18 protein-coding genes are annotated in these 17,149 nt (G+C 37.6%); all 18 read left to right on the top strand.

Annotated features, from left to right (window positions below; genetic code table 11):
- The first annotated feature begins 172 nt into the window (after positions 1-172).
- The 18 genes from rimP to dapG all read left to right on the top strand — a co-directional run bounded on the left by rimP (position 173) and on the right by dapG (position 17,080).
- Positions 173-646 (top strand): ribosome maturation factor RimP, encoded by a 474-nt coding sequence (gene rimP, locus V7097_RS01080; RefSeq protein WP_335701742.1) that lies wholly within the window; start codon positions 173-175, stop codon positions 644-646.
- 33 nt (positions 647-679) lie between these two features.
- Entirely contained in the window at positions 680-1,813 is a 1,134-nt protein-coding gene (nusA, locus tag V7097_RS01075) for a transcription termination factor NusA (protein WP_335701741.1), read from the top strand.
- 11 nt (positions 1,814-1,824) lie between these two features.
- Positions 1,825-2,094 (top strand): RNase P modulator RnpM, encoded by a 270-nt coding sequence (gene rnpM, locus V7097_RS01070; RefSeq protein WP_335701740.1) that lies wholly within the window; start codon positions 1,825-1,827, stop codon positions 2,092-2,094.
- 9 nt (positions 2,095-2,103) lie between these two features.
- Positions 2,104-2,406, top strand: coding sequence for a YlxQ family RNA-binding protein (locus V7097_RS01065; protein ID WP_335701739.1), 303 nt, complete (start codon positions 2,104-2,106; stop codon positions 2,404-2,406).
- Between the two features lie 19 nt (positions 2,407-2,425).
- Positions 2,426-4,606 carry a translation initiation factor IF-2 gene (gene infB / locus V7097_RS01060; protein ID WP_335701738.1) on the top strand — a complete coding sequence of 727 codons (2,181 nt, stop codon included), beginning with the start codon at positions 2,426-2,428 and terminating at the stop codon, positions 4,604-4,606.
- On the top strand, positions 4,603-4,881 hold the full coding sequence (locus V7097_RS01055) for a DUF503 domain-containing protein (protein ID WP_335701737.1): 279 nt from the start codon (positions 4,603-4,605) through the stop codon (positions 4,879-4,881). Before infB ends, V7097_RS01055 begins: the two co-directional genes overlap by 4 nt.
- A 14-nt stretch (positions 4,882-4,895) precedes the next feature.
- Entirely contained in the window at positions 4,896-5,261 is a 366-nt protein-coding gene (rbfA, locus tag V7097_RS01050) for a 30S ribosome-binding factor RbfA (RefSeq protein WP_335701736.1), read from the top strand.
- A gap of 104 nt (positions 5,262-5,365) precedes the next feature.
- Entirely contained in the window at positions 5,366-6,292 is a 927-nt protein-coding gene (gene truB, locus V7097_RS01045) for a tRNA pseudouridine(55) synthase TruB (RefSeq protein ID WP_335701735.1), read from the top strand.
- 218 nt (positions 6,293-6,510) lie between these two features.
- Complete coding sequence (ribF, locus tag V7097_RS01040; RefSeq protein ID WP_335701734.1) at positions 6,511-7,476, top strand: bifunctional riboflavin kinase/FAD synthetase; 966 nt, start codon at positions 6,511-6,513, stop codon at positions 7,474-7,476.
- Positions 7,477-7,579: 103 nt separating this feature from the next.
- Entirely contained in the window at positions 7,580-7,849 is a 270-nt protein-coding gene (rpsO, locus tag V7097_RS01035) for a 30S ribosomal protein S15 (protein ID WP_010282323.1), read from the top strand.
- A 193-nt stretch (positions 7,850-8,042) separates the two neighbouring features.
- Positions 8,043-10,163 (top strand): polyribonucleotide nucleotidyltransferase, encoded by a 2,121-nt coding sequence (gene pnp, locus V7097_RS01030; protein ID WP_335701733.1) that lies wholly within the window; start codon positions 8,043-8,045, stop codon positions 10,161-10,163.
- Positions 10,164-10,284: 121 nt separating this feature from the next.
- The gene (locus V7097_RS01025) at positions 10,285-11,259 is read left to right on the top strand and encodes a polysaccharide deacetylase family protein (RefSeq protein WP_335701732.1); all 975 of its coding nucleotides are present in this window, start codon (positions 10,285-10,287) and stop codon (positions 11,257-11,259) included.
- A gap of 32 nt (positions 11,260-11,291) precedes the next feature.
- Positions 11,292-12,533 carry a M16 family metallopeptidase gene (locus V7097_RS01020; RefSeq protein ID WP_335701731.1) on the top strand — a complete coding sequence of 414 codons (1,242 nt, stop codon included), beginning with the start codon at positions 11,292-11,294 and terminating at the stop codon, positions 12,531-12,533.
- Between the two features lie 61 nt (positions 12,534-12,594).
- Positions 12,595-12,855 (top strand): YlmC/YmxH family sporulation protein, encoded by a 261-nt coding sequence (locus tag V7097_RS01015; protein WP_335701730.1) that lies wholly within the window; start codon positions 12,595-12,597, stop codon positions 12,853-12,855.
- Positions 12,856-13,125: 270 nt separating this feature from the next.
- A complete protein-coding gene (gene dpaA / locus V7097_RS01010) occupies positions 13,126-14,025 on the top strand; it encodes a dipicolinic acid synthetase subunit A (protein WP_335701729.1) in 900 nt (299 codons plus the stop codon).
- 1 nt (position 14,026) lies between these two features.
- Complete coding sequence (locus V7097_RS01005) at positions 14,027-14,632, top strand: dipicolinate synthase subunit B (RefSeq protein WP_335701728.1); 606 nt, start codon at positions 14,027-14,029, stop codon at positions 14,630-14,632.
- Between the two features lie 125 nt (positions 14,633-14,757).
- The gene (gene asd, locus V7097_RS01000) at positions 14,758-15,810 is read left to right on the top strand and encodes an aspartate-semialdehyde dehydrogenase (protein ID WP_335701727.1); all 1,053 of its coding nucleotides are present in this window, start codon (positions 14,758-14,760) and stop codon (positions 15,808-15,810) included.
- Positions 15,811-15,838: 28 nt separating this feature from the next.
- On the top strand, positions 15,839-17,080 hold the full coding sequence (dapG, locus tag V7097_RS00995; RefSeq protein ID WP_335701726.1) for an aspartate kinase: 1,242 nt from the start codon (positions 15,839-15,841) through the stop codon (positions 17,078-17,080).
- Positions 17,081-17,149: the final 69 nt, after the last annotated feature.

Raw genomic sequence — 17,149 nt, 5'->3', positions numbered from 1 at the left:
CCCACTCTTTATTCTTTGGCTGAGGCTAAAAATGTGTAACAACTTTGTGTTATGATGGAACTTCTCTATATTTTCCAACTGCCTCCCTGCTACTATAGCAGGGTGTTTTTACACTACTTAGGAAATACTAACGTATAAAAACTATATTCCTTATCAGCTTAGGAGGAAAAACATGAGTAAAAAGGTAACACAAATAGTGGAAGAATTAGTGATACCTATATTAACTGAATTACAGATGGAACTTGTTGATGTTGAGTATGTAAAGGAAGGAAAAGACTGGTTTCTACGTGTCTTCATCGATTCTGAAAAAGGGGTTGATATTGAAGACTGTGGAACTGTTAGTGAAAAATTAAGCGAAAAGCTTGATGAAATCGATCCTATTCCTTATAACTATTTTCTCGAAGTATCAAGTCCCGGTGCTGAACGCCCGTTGAAAAAGATGAGCGACTTCGAAAAGGCAATTGGAAAACACGTGTATATAAAAACATACGAACCAATCGACGGCGAAAAGATTTTTGAAGGGGAGCTTACATCATTTGATGGAAGCACGATTATAATCAATATTATGGTCAAAACACGTAAAAAATCTTTGGAAATTCCGTATGAAAAAGTTGCAAATGCAAGACTCGCTGTTACTTTTCATTAATAGTTAGAATTAATAAGGGGGATTAGAAAACGAATGAGTAGTGAATTATTAGATGCCTTAACATTGCTCGAGAAAGAAAAAGGCATTAGTAAAGATGTTATTATTGAAGCAATTGAGGCAGCACTTATTTCTGCATATAAGCGGAATTTTAATCAGGCTCAGAATGTAAGAGTTGATTTAAACTTAGCGAACGGTTCAATGCGTGTGTTTGCAAGAAAAGATGTAGTAGATGAAGTGTTTGACCCTAGACTCGAGATCTCCTTAGATGAAGCAAGAACGATTAATCCAAACTACCAGGTCGAAGATGTTGTTGAAATCGAAGTAACACCAAAGGATTTTGGTAGAATTGCTGCTCAAACTGCAAAGCAGGTTGTAACTCAACGTGTACGTGAAGCAGAAAGAGGAGTTATCTATTCAGAGTTTATTGATCGTGAAGAAGATATCATGACAGGAATCGTTCAGCGACTAGATTCTAAGTTCATCTATGTTAGCTTAGGGAAAATTGAAGCATTGCTACCTGTAAACGAACAAATGCCAAACGAACAATATAAGCCACATGACAGAATTAAAGTCTACATAACAAAGGTTGAAAGAACAACAAAAGGACCACAAATCTTTGTTTCTAGAACACATCCTGGATTATTAAAGCGTCTATTTGAAATCGAAGTTCCAGAAATCTATGATGGAACAGTTGAAATTAAATCGGTTGCGAGAGAAGCTGGAGATCGTTCAAAGATTTCTGTCCACTCTGATAATCATGAAGTTGACCCAGTAGGCTCTTGTGTTGGTCCTAAGGGACAGCGGGTTCAAGCAATTGTGAACGAACTGAAAGGTGAAAAAATCGATATCGTTAAATGGTCTGATGATCCAGTTGTTTTCGTAGCAAACGCCTTAAGTCCATCTAAAGTAGTTGATGTAATTGTTAATGAAGACGAAAAAGCAACCACAGTTGTCGTTCCTGATTATCAATTATCATTAGCAATTGGAAAACGTGGGCAAAATGCTCGTTTAGCAGCAAAATTAACTGGGTGGAAAATCGATATTAAAAGTCAAACAGAAGCAGAGCAAGCGGGTATCTACCCTAGAGACGGCTTTGGTTTATTTGACGACAATGAAGTAGAACCCGAGGATGAAGCATTCGATTTGCAATCTGAAGAAATCGAGTGAGGTGAAGGAAATTGGTAGGAAATAAAAAAATACCATTACGTAAATGCTTAGCTAGTGGTGAAATGAAGCCAAAAAAGGAACTTGTAAGGATTGTACGTTCCAAAGAAGGCGAGGTTTCAATTGACCTCACTGGAAAAAAGTCTGGTCGTGGTGCATACCTCAGTAAAGACAAAGAATGTATTTTACTTGCAAAGAAAAAAAACATTCTTGCAAGTCAACTGAAAGCTACGATTGATGATTCAATTTATGAAGAATTACTTCAGTTGGTAGATAAGGAGTAGTCTTTATAGATGGAAAACAAGGAATGGATGTCGTTATTGGGTCTTGCCAATCGAGCGAGAAAAGTCATTTCAGGTGAAGAACTTGTTGTGAAGGAAATTCGCAATGGAAATGCAAAGCTAGTTCTCTTATCTGAAGATGCGTCAGCAAACACTACAAAGAAAATTACGGATAAAAGCACGTATTATCAGATTCAACTTCGTACTGTAAGCGACCGATATACATTGGGTCATTCGATTGGAAAGGATGCCAGAGTGGTTGTCGCGATAACAGAAAGTGGGTTTGCAAAAAAGATTAGTCACTTGCTCGATTAACATATTTGGGGGTGAACATATGAGTAGAATGCGTGTATACGAATATGCAAAAAAACAAAATATCTCAAGCAAGGAAGTAATTACAAAGCTTAAAGAGATGGACATTGAGGTTAAAAATCATATGGCAACAATTGAAGGAGATATTTTGAATAAATTGGATCAAACATTTGGAAAGAAATCAGAGCAGGTTAAGCCTGCACAGGATCAAAACAAAAGCAATAAACCAAAACCATCAGCTAATAATGATGAAGTAGTGGTTGATAAAAAAGAAACAAAGAAAAAGCCTGTACCTCCTAAAAATCGTGACGGTAAAAAACCTGAGAATCAAGGTCAGAAAAAGGCATTTCAACCTAAGGATAATAAGAGGAATAATAAGAACAAACAAAAAGGCAATCATCGTCCTAACAATCAACACCAACCAGTTCAACCAAAGCCAGAAAAGAAATTGCCTGAAAAAATTACGTTTGTCGGTTCATTAACAGTCGGAGAATTAGCTAAAAAACTTGGCAAAGAGCCTTCTGAAATTATTAAGAAGCTTTTCATGCTAGGTGTTATGGCAACAATTAACCAAGAACTTGATAAGGATTCAATTGAACTGATTGCGTCTGAATATGGCGTAGAGGTAGAAGAAGAAATTGTTTTTGAAGTTACAGAATTTGAACAGTATGTTGAAGAGGATAAAGAAGAAGATCTTATCGAAAGACCTTCTATCGTAACAATCATGGGACATGTTGACCATGGTAAAACAACTACCCTTGATTCAATCCGAAATACAAAGGTCACAGCTGGCGAAGCTGGTGGTATTACACAGCATATTGGTGCCTATCAAGTTGTTGTAAATGATAAGAAAATTACCTTCTTGGACACTCCAGGTCATGCTGCGTTTACAACTATGCGTGCAAGAGGTGCTCAAGTTACAGATATCACTATCTTAGTTGTTGCAGCAGATGATGGTGTAATGCCACAAACAGTTGAAGCAATTAACCACGCAAAGGCTGCTGAGGTACCAATCATCGTAGCAGTGAATAAAATGGATAAGCCAACAGCAAATCCTGATCGTGTTATGCAGGAATTAACAGAACATGGGCTAATTCCGGAGGATTGGGGTGGAGACACCATTTTCGTTCCAATTTCGGCATTAACTGGAGAAGGTATCGAAAACTTGCTTGAAATGATTCTTCTGGTAGGTGAAGTTGAAGAATACAAGGCAAATCCAAAACGGAGAGCAACTGGAACAGTGATTGAAGCACAACTTGACAAAGGTAGAGGTTCCGTTGCAACATTATTAGTTCAAAATGGAACTCTACGTGTTGGTGACCCAATAGTAGTTGGAAACACATTTGGTCGTGTTCGAGCAATGGTTAATGATGTTGGCCGTCGCGTTAAGGAAGCAGGTCCATCCACGCCTGTTGAAGTTACAGGGTTAAATGATGTGCCACAGGCTGGCGACCAGTTTGTTGTATTTGAAGATGAAAAGAAAGCACGTCAGGTTGGGGAAGCCAGAGCGCAAAAGCAATTAGTAGAGCAACGTGGCGATAAAGTAAAAGTTAGTCTTGAAGATTTATTTGAGCATATTAAACAAGGTGAAATGAAGGAAATTAATCTTATTGTTAAAGCGGATGTTCAAGGATCTGTAGAAGCTTTAGCCGCATCTCTTCAAAAAATAGATGTAGAAGGTGTTAAAGTTAAGATTATTCATACTGGTGTCGGTGCAATTAATGAATCCGATATAACTCTCGCTTCAGCATCAAATGCGATTGTAATCGGCTTTAATGTGCGACCTGATGTGAATGCAAAGCGCACTGCTGATGCAGAGGAAGTTGATATCCGTCTTCACCGTATTATTTATAAAGCAATAGAAGAAATCGAATCTGCAATGAAGGGTATGCTTGACCCAGAATTTGAAGAGAAAGTAATCGGGCAGGCGGAAGTTCGTACTACCTTTAAAGTATCTAAGATTGGTACAATTGCCGGTTCTTACGTCACAGACGGTAAAATCACACGTGATAGTGGAGTACGCCTTATCCGTAATGGTGTTGTTATTTTTGAAGGCGAACTCGATACATTGAAACGCTTCAAGGATGATGTCAAGGAAGTTGCACAAGGCTACGAGTGTGGTATAACAATTACGAAATATAACGATATTAAAGAAGGAGACGTCATTGAAGCATTCGTGATGCAAGAAGTTGATCGTCATTGATCGGCTATGTGGAGTGCGAATGTGTCATTTATGATGCAAATTCTTTAAAAGCAAAACGTGCCGTATTACAAAGTGTCCTGACTCGACTCAAACAAAAGTTTAATGTTTCAGTTGCTGAGGTAGACTATCAAGATACATGGCAACGCACCAAGCTTGCAATCGTTACTGTATCATCAAGCCGAAAGCATTCTGAACTCGAATTAAACAACGCCCTAAAGTATATTGATTCGTTCCCAGAAATAGATCGAACAATAACCGACTTTGAGTGGTTATAAGAGGTGATATCTAGATGAGTTTACGACCTAATCGTGTTGGAGAACAAATGAAGAAGGAATTAAGTGACATTATTGGACGAAAGATTAAGGATCCTCGGATTGGATTTGTTACTGTTACTGACGTTCAAGTTACTGGAGACCTTCAGCAAGCTAAAGTTTTTATTTCAGTTTTAGGTGATGAAGAGCAAAGACAGAATACGTTAAAAGGTCTTGCGAAAGCGAAAGGCTTTATCCGTTCAGAAATCGGTCAGCGTATTCGTTTACGGAAAACACCTGAGATTCTATTTGAATTTGACGAATCAATTGATTATGGAAATCGAATTGAAACGATCCTTCATGAAATAAATAAGCAACCAAATCAAGATTCAAATCGAGAATAAGGGAGAGGATAGACTTTTTTATAAAGTCTATCCCTTTTTTCAATTGTTTTATGAAAGTAATGAAACGAAGCATATTAGAAAATTGTGTAGGGGAGTGGCTCTTAGTGGATGGAATTATTCTGCTCAATAAACCAAAAGGGATGACTTCCCATGATTGTGTTTTTAAGGTCAGAAAGTTAGTAAAGATGAAAAAAGTAGGCCATACTGGAACGTTAGACCCTGATGTTTCTGGTGTATTACCCATTTGTCTAGGAAGAGCAACGAAAATCGTTGAATATGTAACGGCGGCAAATAAAACCTATGAGGGGGAAGCGACAATAGGTTTTTCGACGACTACAGAAGATGCATCAGGAGAAAAAGTAGAAGAAAAAAGAGTAGAAAGGCAAATCACGAAAGCTGAAGTCTTAGACGTATTTCATTCTTTAACCGGGGAAATCATTCAAACACCTCCTATGTATTCTGCGGTTAAGGTAAATGGAAAGCGCCTATATGAGTACGCTAGACAGGGAATGGTAATCGAAAGACCATCTCGTAAAATTACCATTCATAAACTTGAGCTACTCGGTGATATCTTGCAAAAGGATAAAACTGTCACATTTCGTTTTCGTGTAACCTGCAGTAAGGGCACCTATGTACGGACTTTAGCTGTACAGATTGGTGAAAAACTTGGGTATCCATCACATATGTCTGATTTAAAAAGGACCGCTTCGGGTGACTTTACCCTCGATCAATGCATGACATTAGAAGAATTAGAAAACCATGTCCAAGCCGGAATAATTCAGGACCATCTTCTATCGATTGAAGATGCCCTTTCTCATTTGCGCAAAATTTTAATTAATGATAAAGTAGCAGAGAAAGTAAAAAATGGGTCTGTTTTCCCGGTTCCAAAAGAGTTTAACGAACTTCCGTCCGGGGAACCTGTTGCTATCCTACATAATGGAGAAATCCTAGCAATATATCAACGACATCCAGAAAAACCACAATTGATAAAACCTTTTAAAGTATTAGTTAATAACCAAGAATTAAAATAGGCAACTTTATTCAGCAGTATACCCCTATTTAAGGTGGTGGAATTAATTCATATATAATTTAAAATTCTGGTTTGATTCCAAACTCTGGCTGAATAAAGTTAATGCCTCCGGCGGATGCCACAATTTTTAAAAGGAAATTTTTCGAGCAAGCCCGAAAAAAATTGGGCGCAAATACGCTTAGGCGTATTTGATTTAGAAGTAGAAAAGGTGAAATAGAAGTGAAAACGATTCATATCACACACCCACATTCATATAATCAAACGGATTTACCACCAACTGTCTTGGCTTTAGGATATTTCGATGGTGTTCATTTAGGTCACCAAAAGGTTGTTGAAACTGCGAAGAAGGAAGCAGAGAAACAAGGAATCGCATGCTCTGTCATGACTTTCGATCCCCATCCATCAATTGTCCTTAAAAAAGACGTTACAAATGTTGAATATATTACACCATTACAGCATAAAGAAGAGTTATTTGAAGAAATGGATATTGATTATTTATACATTGTGAATTTCTCTTCTGAGTTTGCAAGCTTATCGCCACAACAATTTGTTGATCAATACATTTTTGGTTTGAATGTAAAGCATGTTGTCGCAGGATTTGATTTTACATTTGGACGATTTGGAAAAGGAACGATGGAAACTCTTCCTGAATTTTCAAATGGACGATTCACTCAGACGACTGTCGAGAAATTAACCTTCAAGAGTGAGAAGGTGAGTTCTACGGTAATTCGAGACTTGATTCAAAAAGGAGAAATGGATCAACTTCCACCACTATTAGGTAGATTCTATACAGTAAAAGGGATCGTAGTTGATGGGGATAAACGAGGAAGAACCATTGGCTTTCCGACAGCTAATGTAAAAACGAGTGGGGATTATATTATTCCTAAAATGGGAGTCTATGCAGTGCGTTTAAACATAGGTTCAAAATGGTATAATGGTGTTTGTAACCTTGGTGTTAAACCAACCTTTCATGAAAACAAGACAGTACCATCAATTGAAGTCCATTTGTTTGATTTTAATGAAGACATCTATAATGAAGAAGTTATTGTCGAATGGCATACAAGAATTCGTTCAGAAAGAAAGTTTCCGTCCATTGATGAATTAATCAAACAAATTGGACAAGATAAGGAACAAGCAAAGCAATACTTTGAGAAAATACACGAACATACTTGCTTTTTATCGTAAAAAGTAGTATTCTATTTAAGTATGAAAAAGAACCATTGCGTGGCAGTTCGAATCACCAACGTCTGCTAGGTAATCGGGGATACTATTATAGGAGGTGAATAGGATGGCTATCACACAAGAGCGTAAGAACGAAATTATCAGCGAGTACAAAACTCATGAGAATGACACTGGTTCACCAGAGGTTCAAATCGCTGTCCTAACTGAGCAAATCAATAAGTTAAATGATCATTTACGTACACACAAGAAAGATCATCATTCACGTCGTGGTCTATTAAAGATGGTTGGTAAACGTCGTAATTTATTAACATATCTTCGTAATAAAGACGTAACTCGTTACCGTGAATTAATCAACAAGCTTGGACTACGTCGATAATCTACGAAAAAGCGGGAGCATTCCCGCTTTTTTATTAGGTTAAAAATGGAGGGATTTTTTTCCTCCATTTCTACCATATTTGATCAATATTTACTTTACATATTGAACGAGTATTGATATGTTCGAATAAAATAGTTCATACTATCAATACATAATATATATCTGAATGTGATTTAGAGAGGGGTACTTTTATATGGAACAAGGAAAGCAAGTTTTTTCCATGGACTGGGCTGGCCGACAGCTGACCGTAGAAATTGGTCAACTAGCGAAGCAAGCTAGCGGGGCTGCATTAGTTCGCTATGGAGAAACGGCTGTTTTAAGTACAGCAACCGCATCAAAAGAGCCAAAACCATTGGATTTCTTCCCACTTACTGTAAACTACGAAGAGCGATTATATGCAGTTGGAAAAATCCCTGGAGGATTTATTAAACGTGAAGGTAGACCAAGTGAAAAAGCAATTCTAGCAAGTCGATTAATAGACCGTCCAATTCGACCTTTGTTTGCTGATGGATTCAGAAATGAAGTACAAGTAGTCAGCATAGTGATGAGTGTGGATCAGGATTGCTCGTCTGAAATGGCTGCAATGTTCGGTTCATCATTGGCGTTATCTGTTTCTGATATCCCATTTGAGGGTCCAATTGCAGGTGTAACTGTTGGTAGAATTGACAATCAATTTATCATTAACCCTTCAGTAAAAGACCAAGAAAAAAGTGATATCCATTTAGTTGTTGCAGGAACAAAAGATGCAATCAACATGGTTGAAGCAGGTGCTGATGAGGTTCCTGAGGAAGTGATGCTTGAAGCAATTATGTTTGGACATGAGGAAATCAAGCGTTTAATTGCATTCCAAGAAAAAATCGTTGCAGAAGTCGGTAAAGAAAAAAGGGAGATTGACCTTTACGAGCTTGATCAAGAGCTTGAAGCACAAATTCGAGCAAAAGCAGAAGAGGACATCACTAAAGCTGTACAAGTTGTTGAAAAGCATGCAAGAGAAGCTGCAATTAGTGAAGTAAAAGTAGCAATTGTTGCAGAATACGAAGAGCAGGAAGCTGAAGCAGCTACTATTAAGCAAGTGAAGGAAATTTTAAATAAACTTGTTAAAGAAGAAGTTCGACGCTTAATTACAGTTGAAAAGGTTCGTCCGGACGGAAGACAAATCGATGAGATACGTCCACTTTCATCTGAAGTAGGATTATTAAGTCGTACCCATGGTTCTGGACTGTTTACACGTGGACAAACCCAGGCATTGAGTATTTGTACTCTTGGTGCATTAGGGGACGTGCAAATTCTTGATGGATTAGGAATTGAAGAGACAAAACGTTTTATGCACCACTATAATTTCCCTCAATTTAGTGTTGGTGAAACTGGTCCAATGAGAGGTCCAGGTCGTCGTGAAATTGGACATGGTGCATTAGGTGAGCGTGCATTAGAGCCTGTTATTCCTTCTGAAAAGGATTTCCCTTATACAATCCGTCTTGTCTCTGAAGTATTGGAATCAAATGGTTCTACTTCACAAGCAAGTATTTGTGCAAGTACCCTTGCAATGATGGATGCTGGTGTTCCGATTAAAGCTCCTGTTGCTGGAATTGCTATGGGACTTATTAAATCAGGTGAGCATTATTCAGTGTTATCGGATATTCAAGGAATGGAAGACCATTTAGGAGACATGGACTTTAAGGTTGCGGGAACATCAAAAGGTGTTACAGCCCTACAAATGGATATTAAAATCGAAGGCTTATCTCGTGAAATTCTTGAAGAAGCATTGCAACAAGCGAAAAAAGGTCGTATGCAGATTCTTGATTCCATGTTAGCAACATTAACAACCCCAAGATCTGAGCTTTCTAAATATGCTCCGAAGATTTTAACTATGGCAATTAATCCAGATAAGATTCGTGATGTTATTGGACCAAGTGGTAAACAAATTAATAAGATCATTGACGAAACTGGCGTAAAAATTGATATTGAACAAGATGGTACAGTATTTATATCTTCTATTGATGAAGCAATGAATCAAAAAGCCAAGAAAATTATTGAAGACATCGTTCGTGAAGTAGAAGTTGGCCAAATGTACCTTGGTAAAGTAAAACGCATTGAAAAATTCGGTGCTTTTGTTGAAATTTTCAGTGGTAAAGATGGACTTGTTCACATTTCTGAACTTGCTGAAGAGCGAGTTGGAAAAGTTGAGGATGTTGTCTCAATCGGAGATGAGATCCTTGTAAAAGTAACAGAAATTGATAAGCAAGGTCGCGTAAACCTATCTAGAAAAGCCGTTTTACGTGAACAAAAGGAACAAGAAAAACAACAACAACAATAATTTTTTCTAAAGCCTGGTAAGCCGGGCTTTTTAGGTTTCACAAATGCTTTTCCCTAAAATACTGATTTCAGTTCTACCTTGTCCCTCCTTTACATATTTTCTAGTAAAGAGGGGGATAGCTATGAAAAAACAATACATACAATTTTTTGTTTTTATATGCATTTTATTGATTTCCATCGGTTCATTACATAATCCGTATACAAATGATTACGTTAAGGGATTAAAACAAAGCGCTGATGCAATCCCTGTCAGCAGTAAAGGTGATCAGCTATTAAATGAAATTGAAAAAAGGGCAATCGAGTATAGCATTCCAGCGGAAGATGCTAAGATAGACCCTGTTTGGAAAGCCACTCCTGGCATAAATGGCCTTGAGGTCGATATTCAAGCTTCCTATGAAAAGATGAAAAAAGATGGCACCTTTGATGTAAACAAGCTTGTGTTTAAGCAACTTTCTCCGAAGGTTCATCTAGAAGATTTACCTTCCTCAGCGATTTATCGTGGAAATCCAAATAAACCGATCGTTTCCTTTTTAATAAATGTAGCATGGGGCAATGAATATATTCCAGATATGCTTGAAACCCTAAAGAAACATAATGTAAAAGCATCTTTTTTCTTAGAGGGTAGATGGGTCAAGGAAAATCCGGATTTAGCAAAAATGATTGTAGATGCTGGGCATGAGGTTGGCAATCATTCCTATACACATCCAGATATGAAAACATTGTCATCTGAGCTTGTTAGGGAGCAATTAATCAAAACGAATCAGGTAATTGAAGCAGCTACAGGTAAAAAGCCAACTCTTTTTGCTCCTCCAAGTGGCAGTTACCGTGATGAAGTTGTTAAGATAGCAGATGAACTCGGAATGAAAACAATTATGTGGAGTGTTGATACAATCGATTGGCAGCGTCCACAACCACATGTATTGGTACAAAGAGTAATGGGAAAAGTTCATCCTGGTGCTATGGTACTAATGCACCCGACATCACCAACCGCTCAAAGTCTTGAAAGATTAATTCTCTCAATTAAACAAAAAGATCTTGCAATCGACAATGTTTCTACATTATTAAGCGAAGAACGTATAATACTAAAGAAAAAGTAACATGTTGTTTTTAGAACTGGAGGAATACAGCCTTGATCAAAAAATATACTTGTCAAAATGGTGTAAGAATTGTATTAGAAAACATCCCAACTGTTCGATCAGTTGCAATTGGTGTCTGGATTGGGACAGGGTCACGGAATGAAACTCCGGAAATTAACGGAATTTCACATTTTCTAGAGCACATGTTTTTCAAAGGAACAAAAACAAGATCTGCAAGAGAAATTGCGGAGTCTTTTGATAGTATAGGTGGACAGGTAAATGCGTTCACATCTAAAGAGTATACTTGTTATTATGCAAAGGTATTAGATGAACATGCAAAATATGCATTAGATGTCCTTGCTGATATGTTTTTTAATTCAACCTTTGATGAGGAAGAATTGAAAAAAGAAAAAAATGTAGTCTTCGAAGAAATTAAAATGTATGAGGATACACCAGATGATATCGTCCATGACTTATTAAGTAAAGCTAGCTATGAGAATCATCCATTAGGATATCCGATACTGGGCACTGAAGAAACGTTAGATACCTTTAATGGAGATAAGCTACGTCAATATATGAATGATATGTATACCCCGGATAAAGTGGTTGTATCAATTGCAGGGAATATTGATGAAAATTTTATATCTGAAGTTGAAGCGTATTTTGGTAGCTATTCTGGTAATCAAACAAAACAGGAACTACAAAAGCCATCATTCCATACAAATAAAATCACTCGTAAAAAAGAAACCGAACAAGCTCACCTCTGCCTTGGCTTTAATGGCTTGCAAATCGGGGATAAAGATGTGTATGACTTAATCGTGTTAAATAATATTCTTGGTGGCAGCATGAGCAGTCGATTATTCCAGGAAGTTCGTGAGCAAAGAGGCCTTGCATATTCTGTTTTCTCCTATCATTCCTCTTATAAGGATACCGGGATGGTGACAATCTACGGGGGAACAGGAAGTAAGCAATTAAATCTGTTATTTGAAACGATTCAGGATACTTTGGCAAAGCTGAAAGCAGAAGGTATTACTGAAAAAGAATTAAAGAATAGCAAGGAACAAATGAAGGGCAGCCTTATGCTAAGCCTTGAAAGTACAAATAGCAGGATGAGTCGTAACGGGAAAAATGAATTATTATTAAAAGAACATAAGAGTCTTGATCAGATTTTAGATGAAATTAATAAAGTAAATGAAAATAGTGTAAACACAATGGCAAAACAAGTATTTACAGATGATTTTTCACTGGCGTTAATTAGTCCAACTGAAGGATTGCCACAAAAGCTTATAAACTGATGCTTCTAAATAAATGGACTACTCCATAAAATGTATTAAGGACAATGAAGGGGTGGTCTTTTTGAGGCTAAGTGAATTAAGTGGTAAAGAAATTGTCGATGTCAAACGTGCTGAAAGACTTGGTGTTTTAGGTCAAACTGATTTAGAAATTGATGAAAGAACAGGACAAATTAAGGCTCTTATTATTCCGTCTTTAAAATGGTTTGGTTTAAAAAAGCAAGGAAATGAAGTCCGTGTGTCGTGGCAGCATATTCGTAAAATTGGAACAGATATGATCATCATTGATATTCCAGATGAAGATAGTGCAGAGGAAATTGAATAGAAAACAAGTTAAACCCACGGATATTCCGTGGGTTTTTTATATTTTACCGTAAGAAAATTATCCTAAGCAAATTTTATCTTGTTCATTCACCTATTTCAGAAATGCCTCATAGTATGGTGGAGTAGATAAAATTATGGTGATTTTATTAATTGTGGGAGCCATCCCTCAACAAAGATTATAGGTAGAAGAAACCGAAGGTCGCTGATGTGAGACGTTTACTTACTCACATTCATTCGAGTTTTATTTTGGTAAAAGAAGGTGATATAACGTATGTTAACCGATATGCATATAGCAATTATTGGTGGAGATGCACGACAATTAGAAGTGATTCGTAAACTAATTGAATTAGATGCACGGCTTTCATTAATTGGATTTGATCAATTAGACCATGGATTCACAGGAGCTTCAAAGGAACGATTAGACGAAATCGACTTTACAGATATAGATGCGATTATTTTGCCAGTATCCGGAACAAACAGTGAAGGCGAGGTCGAAACGATCTTTTCAAATGAAACGGTGGTCTTATCAGAAGAAATCTTATCACAAACACCTAAACACTGTGTTGTTTATTCTGGAATTAGCAATTCGTATTTAGATGGGATTATTAATGCAACAAATCGTAAATTAGTGCGTTTATTTGAAAGAGATGATGTAGCCATCTATAATTCCATTCCAACGGTTGAAGGTACAATTATGATGGTCATCCAACATACGGATATAACGATTCATAATTCGAATGTTGCGGTACTAGGACTAGGAAGGGTTGGCATGAGTGTGGCAAGAAGCTTTGCTGCATTAGGAGCAAACGTAAAAGTAGGTGCCAGAAAAACAGAGCATATTGCGAGAATTTCAGAAATGGGATTAACACCATTTCAGCTCTCAAATCTTGCTGACGAGGTTAAGAATATTGATGTTTGTATTAATACCATCCCACATTTAATTGTAACGGCAAGTGTGATTTCAAAAATGCCTGCCCACACATTGATTGTTGATCTAGCCTCAAAACCAGGGGGAACTGATTTTAGATATGCAGAAAAAAGAGGAATTAAAGCATTATTAGCACCAGGATTACCCGGTATTGTAGCTCCAAAGACTGCTGGGCAAATCGTTGCGAATGTATTATCTCAACTACTTCTTGAGTTATTACAACAAAGAGAGGAGAACGAATAATATGACTTCATTAAAAGGGAAAAGAATCGGATTTGGTGTTACGGGATCCCATTGTACGTATGATGCGGTATTGCCTGAAATTATTAGACTTGTTGATGAGGGTGCTGAAGTATTACCTGTCGTCTCTTGGACTGTCCAGTCAACGAATACACGTTTTGGAGAAGGTGCAGAATGGATTGAAAGAATTGAAAAAGTCACTGGTAATAAAGTGATAGATTCAATTGTAAAAGCAGAACCATTAGGACCTAAAATCCCACTTGATTGCATGGTGATAGCACCGCTTACAGGGAATTCCATGAGTAAATTCGCAAACGCCTTAACGGATTCCCCTGTTTTAATGGCTGCAAAGGCAACATTACGTAATCAAAGTCCAGTTGTTTTAGGAATTTCTACGAATGACGCTTTAGGGTTAAATGGTGTTAACTTAATGAGACTTATGGCAACAAAAAATATTTATTTTATCCCGTATGGCCAGGATGCACCAACGAAGAAACCTAATTCAATGGTTGCTCGTATGACTGAGCTTCGCGACACTGTTGCAGCAGCAATTGAAGGAAAACAATTACAGCCAGTCATTGTAGAAAGGTTCCGAGACGACGAAAATTGATGAAATTTTCATACTAAACGAGAAAGAATGAAAATTCTTCTCTCCTTTAGTACTTGTATGTGGTAAAATATATATCATTAAACGAAAATTAGACGTTCTAGTATTACCAGGAAGGGGAATATCAAATGACAGTAGAAAAAGAATTACATGTTGCGGTTGTAGGTGCTACAGGCGCAGTAGGAATGCAAATGCTCAAAACACTTGAAGAAACAAATTTTCCATTAACAAAATTAACTTTATTATCATCAGAACGTTCTGCTGGTAAAAAGATTACGTATAAGGGTAACGAAGTAACAGTTGAGGTAGCAACACCAGAAAAATTTGAAGGTGTTGATATTGCTTTATTTAGTGCTGGTGGTGGCGTTTCGAAAGAACTAGCTCCAGAAGCTGTAAAACGAGGTGCGATTGTAGTAGATAACACAAGTGCATTTAGAATGGCTGAAAATGTACCTCTTGTTGTTCCGGAGGTAAATGAAAATGACCTTCTTAATCACAATGGTATTATCGCAAATCCAAACTGTTCAACTATTCAAATGGTTGTAGCCTTAGAGCCCATTCGTAGAGCCTATGGTTTATCAAAAGTTATTGTTTCAACCTATCAAGCAGTTTCAGGTTCTGGTGTAGCTGCCATCGAAGAAATGAATGAGCAGACAAAGGATATCATTGAAGGAAATGAATTTACTCCACAGGTTTTACCTGTAAAAGGTGACAAGAAGCATTATCAAATTGCCTTTAATGCAATTCCACAAATTGATAAATTTGAGGATAATGGTTTCACTTTTGAAGAAATGAAAATGATTAACGAAACGAAGAAGATTATGCATTTACCGGATCTTCATGTTGCTGCTACCTGTGTTCGTTTACCGGTTGAAACTGGACATTCTGAATCTGTTTATTTTGAAACGGCTCAAAATGGGGTTTCTGCACAGGAAGTAAAAGATTTATTAGCATCCGCACCAGGAATTGTATTACAGGATAATCCCGAAGAACAAGTATACCCAATGCCAATTCATGCAGTCGGTAAAAAAGATGTATTTGTAGGAAGAATCAGAAGAGACCTAGACCAAGATAATGGATTCCACATGTGGGTAGTATCTGACAACCTATTAAAAGGTGCAGCATGGAACTCAGTACAAATTGCAGGCAGTCTGTTAAAGCTAGGTTTAGTTGCAAAATAATCGTTTCAACCAAACATGAGGTGGTTTCATGAATATTGTTGTACAAAAATTTGGCGGAACCTCAGTGCGAGATGAAGAATCTCGTGAAAGAGCAAGAACACATATCGAAAGTGCTGTCTCAGATGGATATAAAGTAGTTGTCGTTGTATCAGCTATGGGACGCATGGGTGACCCATATGCAACAGATACACTATTAAGCTTAGTCGGGGATATAAATTCTAAGCTTAGCAACAGGGAAATGGATATGCTAGTGTCCTGCGGTGAGATTATTTCCAGTGTTGTTTTCACCAATATGTTGAATCAGACTGGAATTTCAGCAACTGCCTTAAACGGTGGGCAGGCTGGCTTTCGTACAAATAATGACCATTCAAATGCGAGAATTACTGAAATGAAGTGCGATAGATTACTTCAAACCCTTGAAGACCATGATGTGGTAGTAGTAACAGGTTTTCAAGGAATATCTAAAATAGGGGATATTACGACTCTTGGTAGAGGTGGAAGTGATACATCCGCAGCTGCTCTTGGTGTTGCACTGCAAGCTGAATGGATTGATATTTTTACTGATGTAGAAGGTGTTATGACGGCAGACCCTCGTATCGTTGGGGATGCAAAGCCATTATCTGTGGTCACATACAACGAAATTGTAAACATGGCGTACCAGGGTGCGAAGGTAATACACCCACGTGCTGTTGAAATTGCGATGGAGGCAAAGGTGCCAATTAGAGTACGTTCAACTTACACCGATGCACCTGGTACACTTGTGACCACAATAGAAAAGCGCAGAGGTGTCGAGGTTAAGGAAAGATTGATCACGGGCATTGCTCATGTGACAAATGTAACTCAATTAAAAGTCCTAGCCAAAAAAGGCCAATACAATCTTCAAACAGAAGTATTTAAGGCCATGGCAAATGAAAAGATTAGTGTAGATTTCTTTAACATCACGCCAAATGGTGTTGTCTACACAGTTTCAGGGGATATGACAGCACGCGCTGTTAATAAACTGAAGGAAATGGGATATGAACCACAGGTTAATGAAAAATGTGCAAAGGTAGCGACAGTTGGAGCGGGCATGAACGGGGTACCTGGAGTAACTGCTAGAATTGTAACAGCACTCTCGGAAAAAGGAATTCAAATCCTGCAGTCCGCAGATAGCCTTTCAACGATTTGGGTACTTGTAAAAGAGTCTGATATGAAGGAAGCGATTAATGCTCTGCATAAAGCATTCCATTTATCAGATGGACCTGTTGGTGCAGAAGTGGTAGACTATTAAGATGAATAAGTAGGGAGCCTTGCGATTGTGGGGTGTCCCTTCTCTTTTCAATATCATTAAGGTTTTTAA

Origin of the sequence: Bacillus sp. JJ1562 (genome assembly GCF_036962705.1) — a bacterium.
In the GTDB taxonomy this organism is placed as follows: Bacteria; Bacillota; Bacilli; order Bacillales; family Bacillaceae_L; genus Ferdinandcohnia.
The sequence above is the reverse complement of the archived record's forward strand: the minus strand, read 5'-3'. Positions and strand labels throughout refer to the sequence as shown.

Coding starts and splice junctions, on each gene's coding strand:
- rbfA (WP_335701736.1), top strand. CDS start 4,896: ATGAGTTTACGACCTAATCGTGTTGGAGAACAAATGAAGAAGGAATTA.
- infB (WP_335701738.1), top strand. CDS start 2,426: ATGAGTAGAATGCGTGTATACGAATATGCAAAAAAACAAAATATCTCA.
- asd (WP_335701727.1), top strand. CDS start 14,758: ATGACAGTAGAAAAAGAATTACATGTTGCGGTTGTAGGTGCTACAGGC.
- V7097_RS01025 (WP_335701732.1), top strand. CDS start 10,285: ATGAAAAAACAATACATACAATTTTTTGTTTTTATATGCATTTTATTG.
- dapG (WP_335701726.1), top strand. CDS start 15,839: ATGAATATTGTTGTACAAAAATTTGGCGGAACCTCAGTGCGAGATGAA.
- rpsO (WP_010282323.1), top strand. CDS start 7,580: ATGGCTATCACACAAGAGCGTAAGAACGAAATTATCAGCGAGTACAAA.
- V7097_RS01065 (WP_335701739.1), top strand. CDS start 2,104: ATGGAAAACAAGGAATGGATGTCGTTATTGGGTCTTGCCAATCGAGCG.
- dpaA (WP_335701729.1), top strand. CDS start 13,126: ATGTTAACCGATATGCATATAGCAATTATTGGTGGAGATGCACGACAA.
- V7097_RS01005 (WP_335701728.1), top strand. CDS start 14,027: ATGACTTCATTAAAAGGGAAAAGAATCGGATTTGGTGTTACGGGATCC.
- rimP (WP_335701742.1), top strand. CDS start 173: ATGAGTAAAAAGGTAACACAAATAGTGGAAGAATTAGTGATACCTATA.
- pnp (WP_335701733.1), top strand. CDS start 8,043: ATGGAACAAGGAAAGCAAGTTTTTTCCATGGACTGGGCTGGCCGACAG.
- nusA (WP_335701741.1), top strand. CDS start 680: ATGAGTAGTGAATTATTAGATGCCTTAACATTGCTCGAGAAAGAAAAA.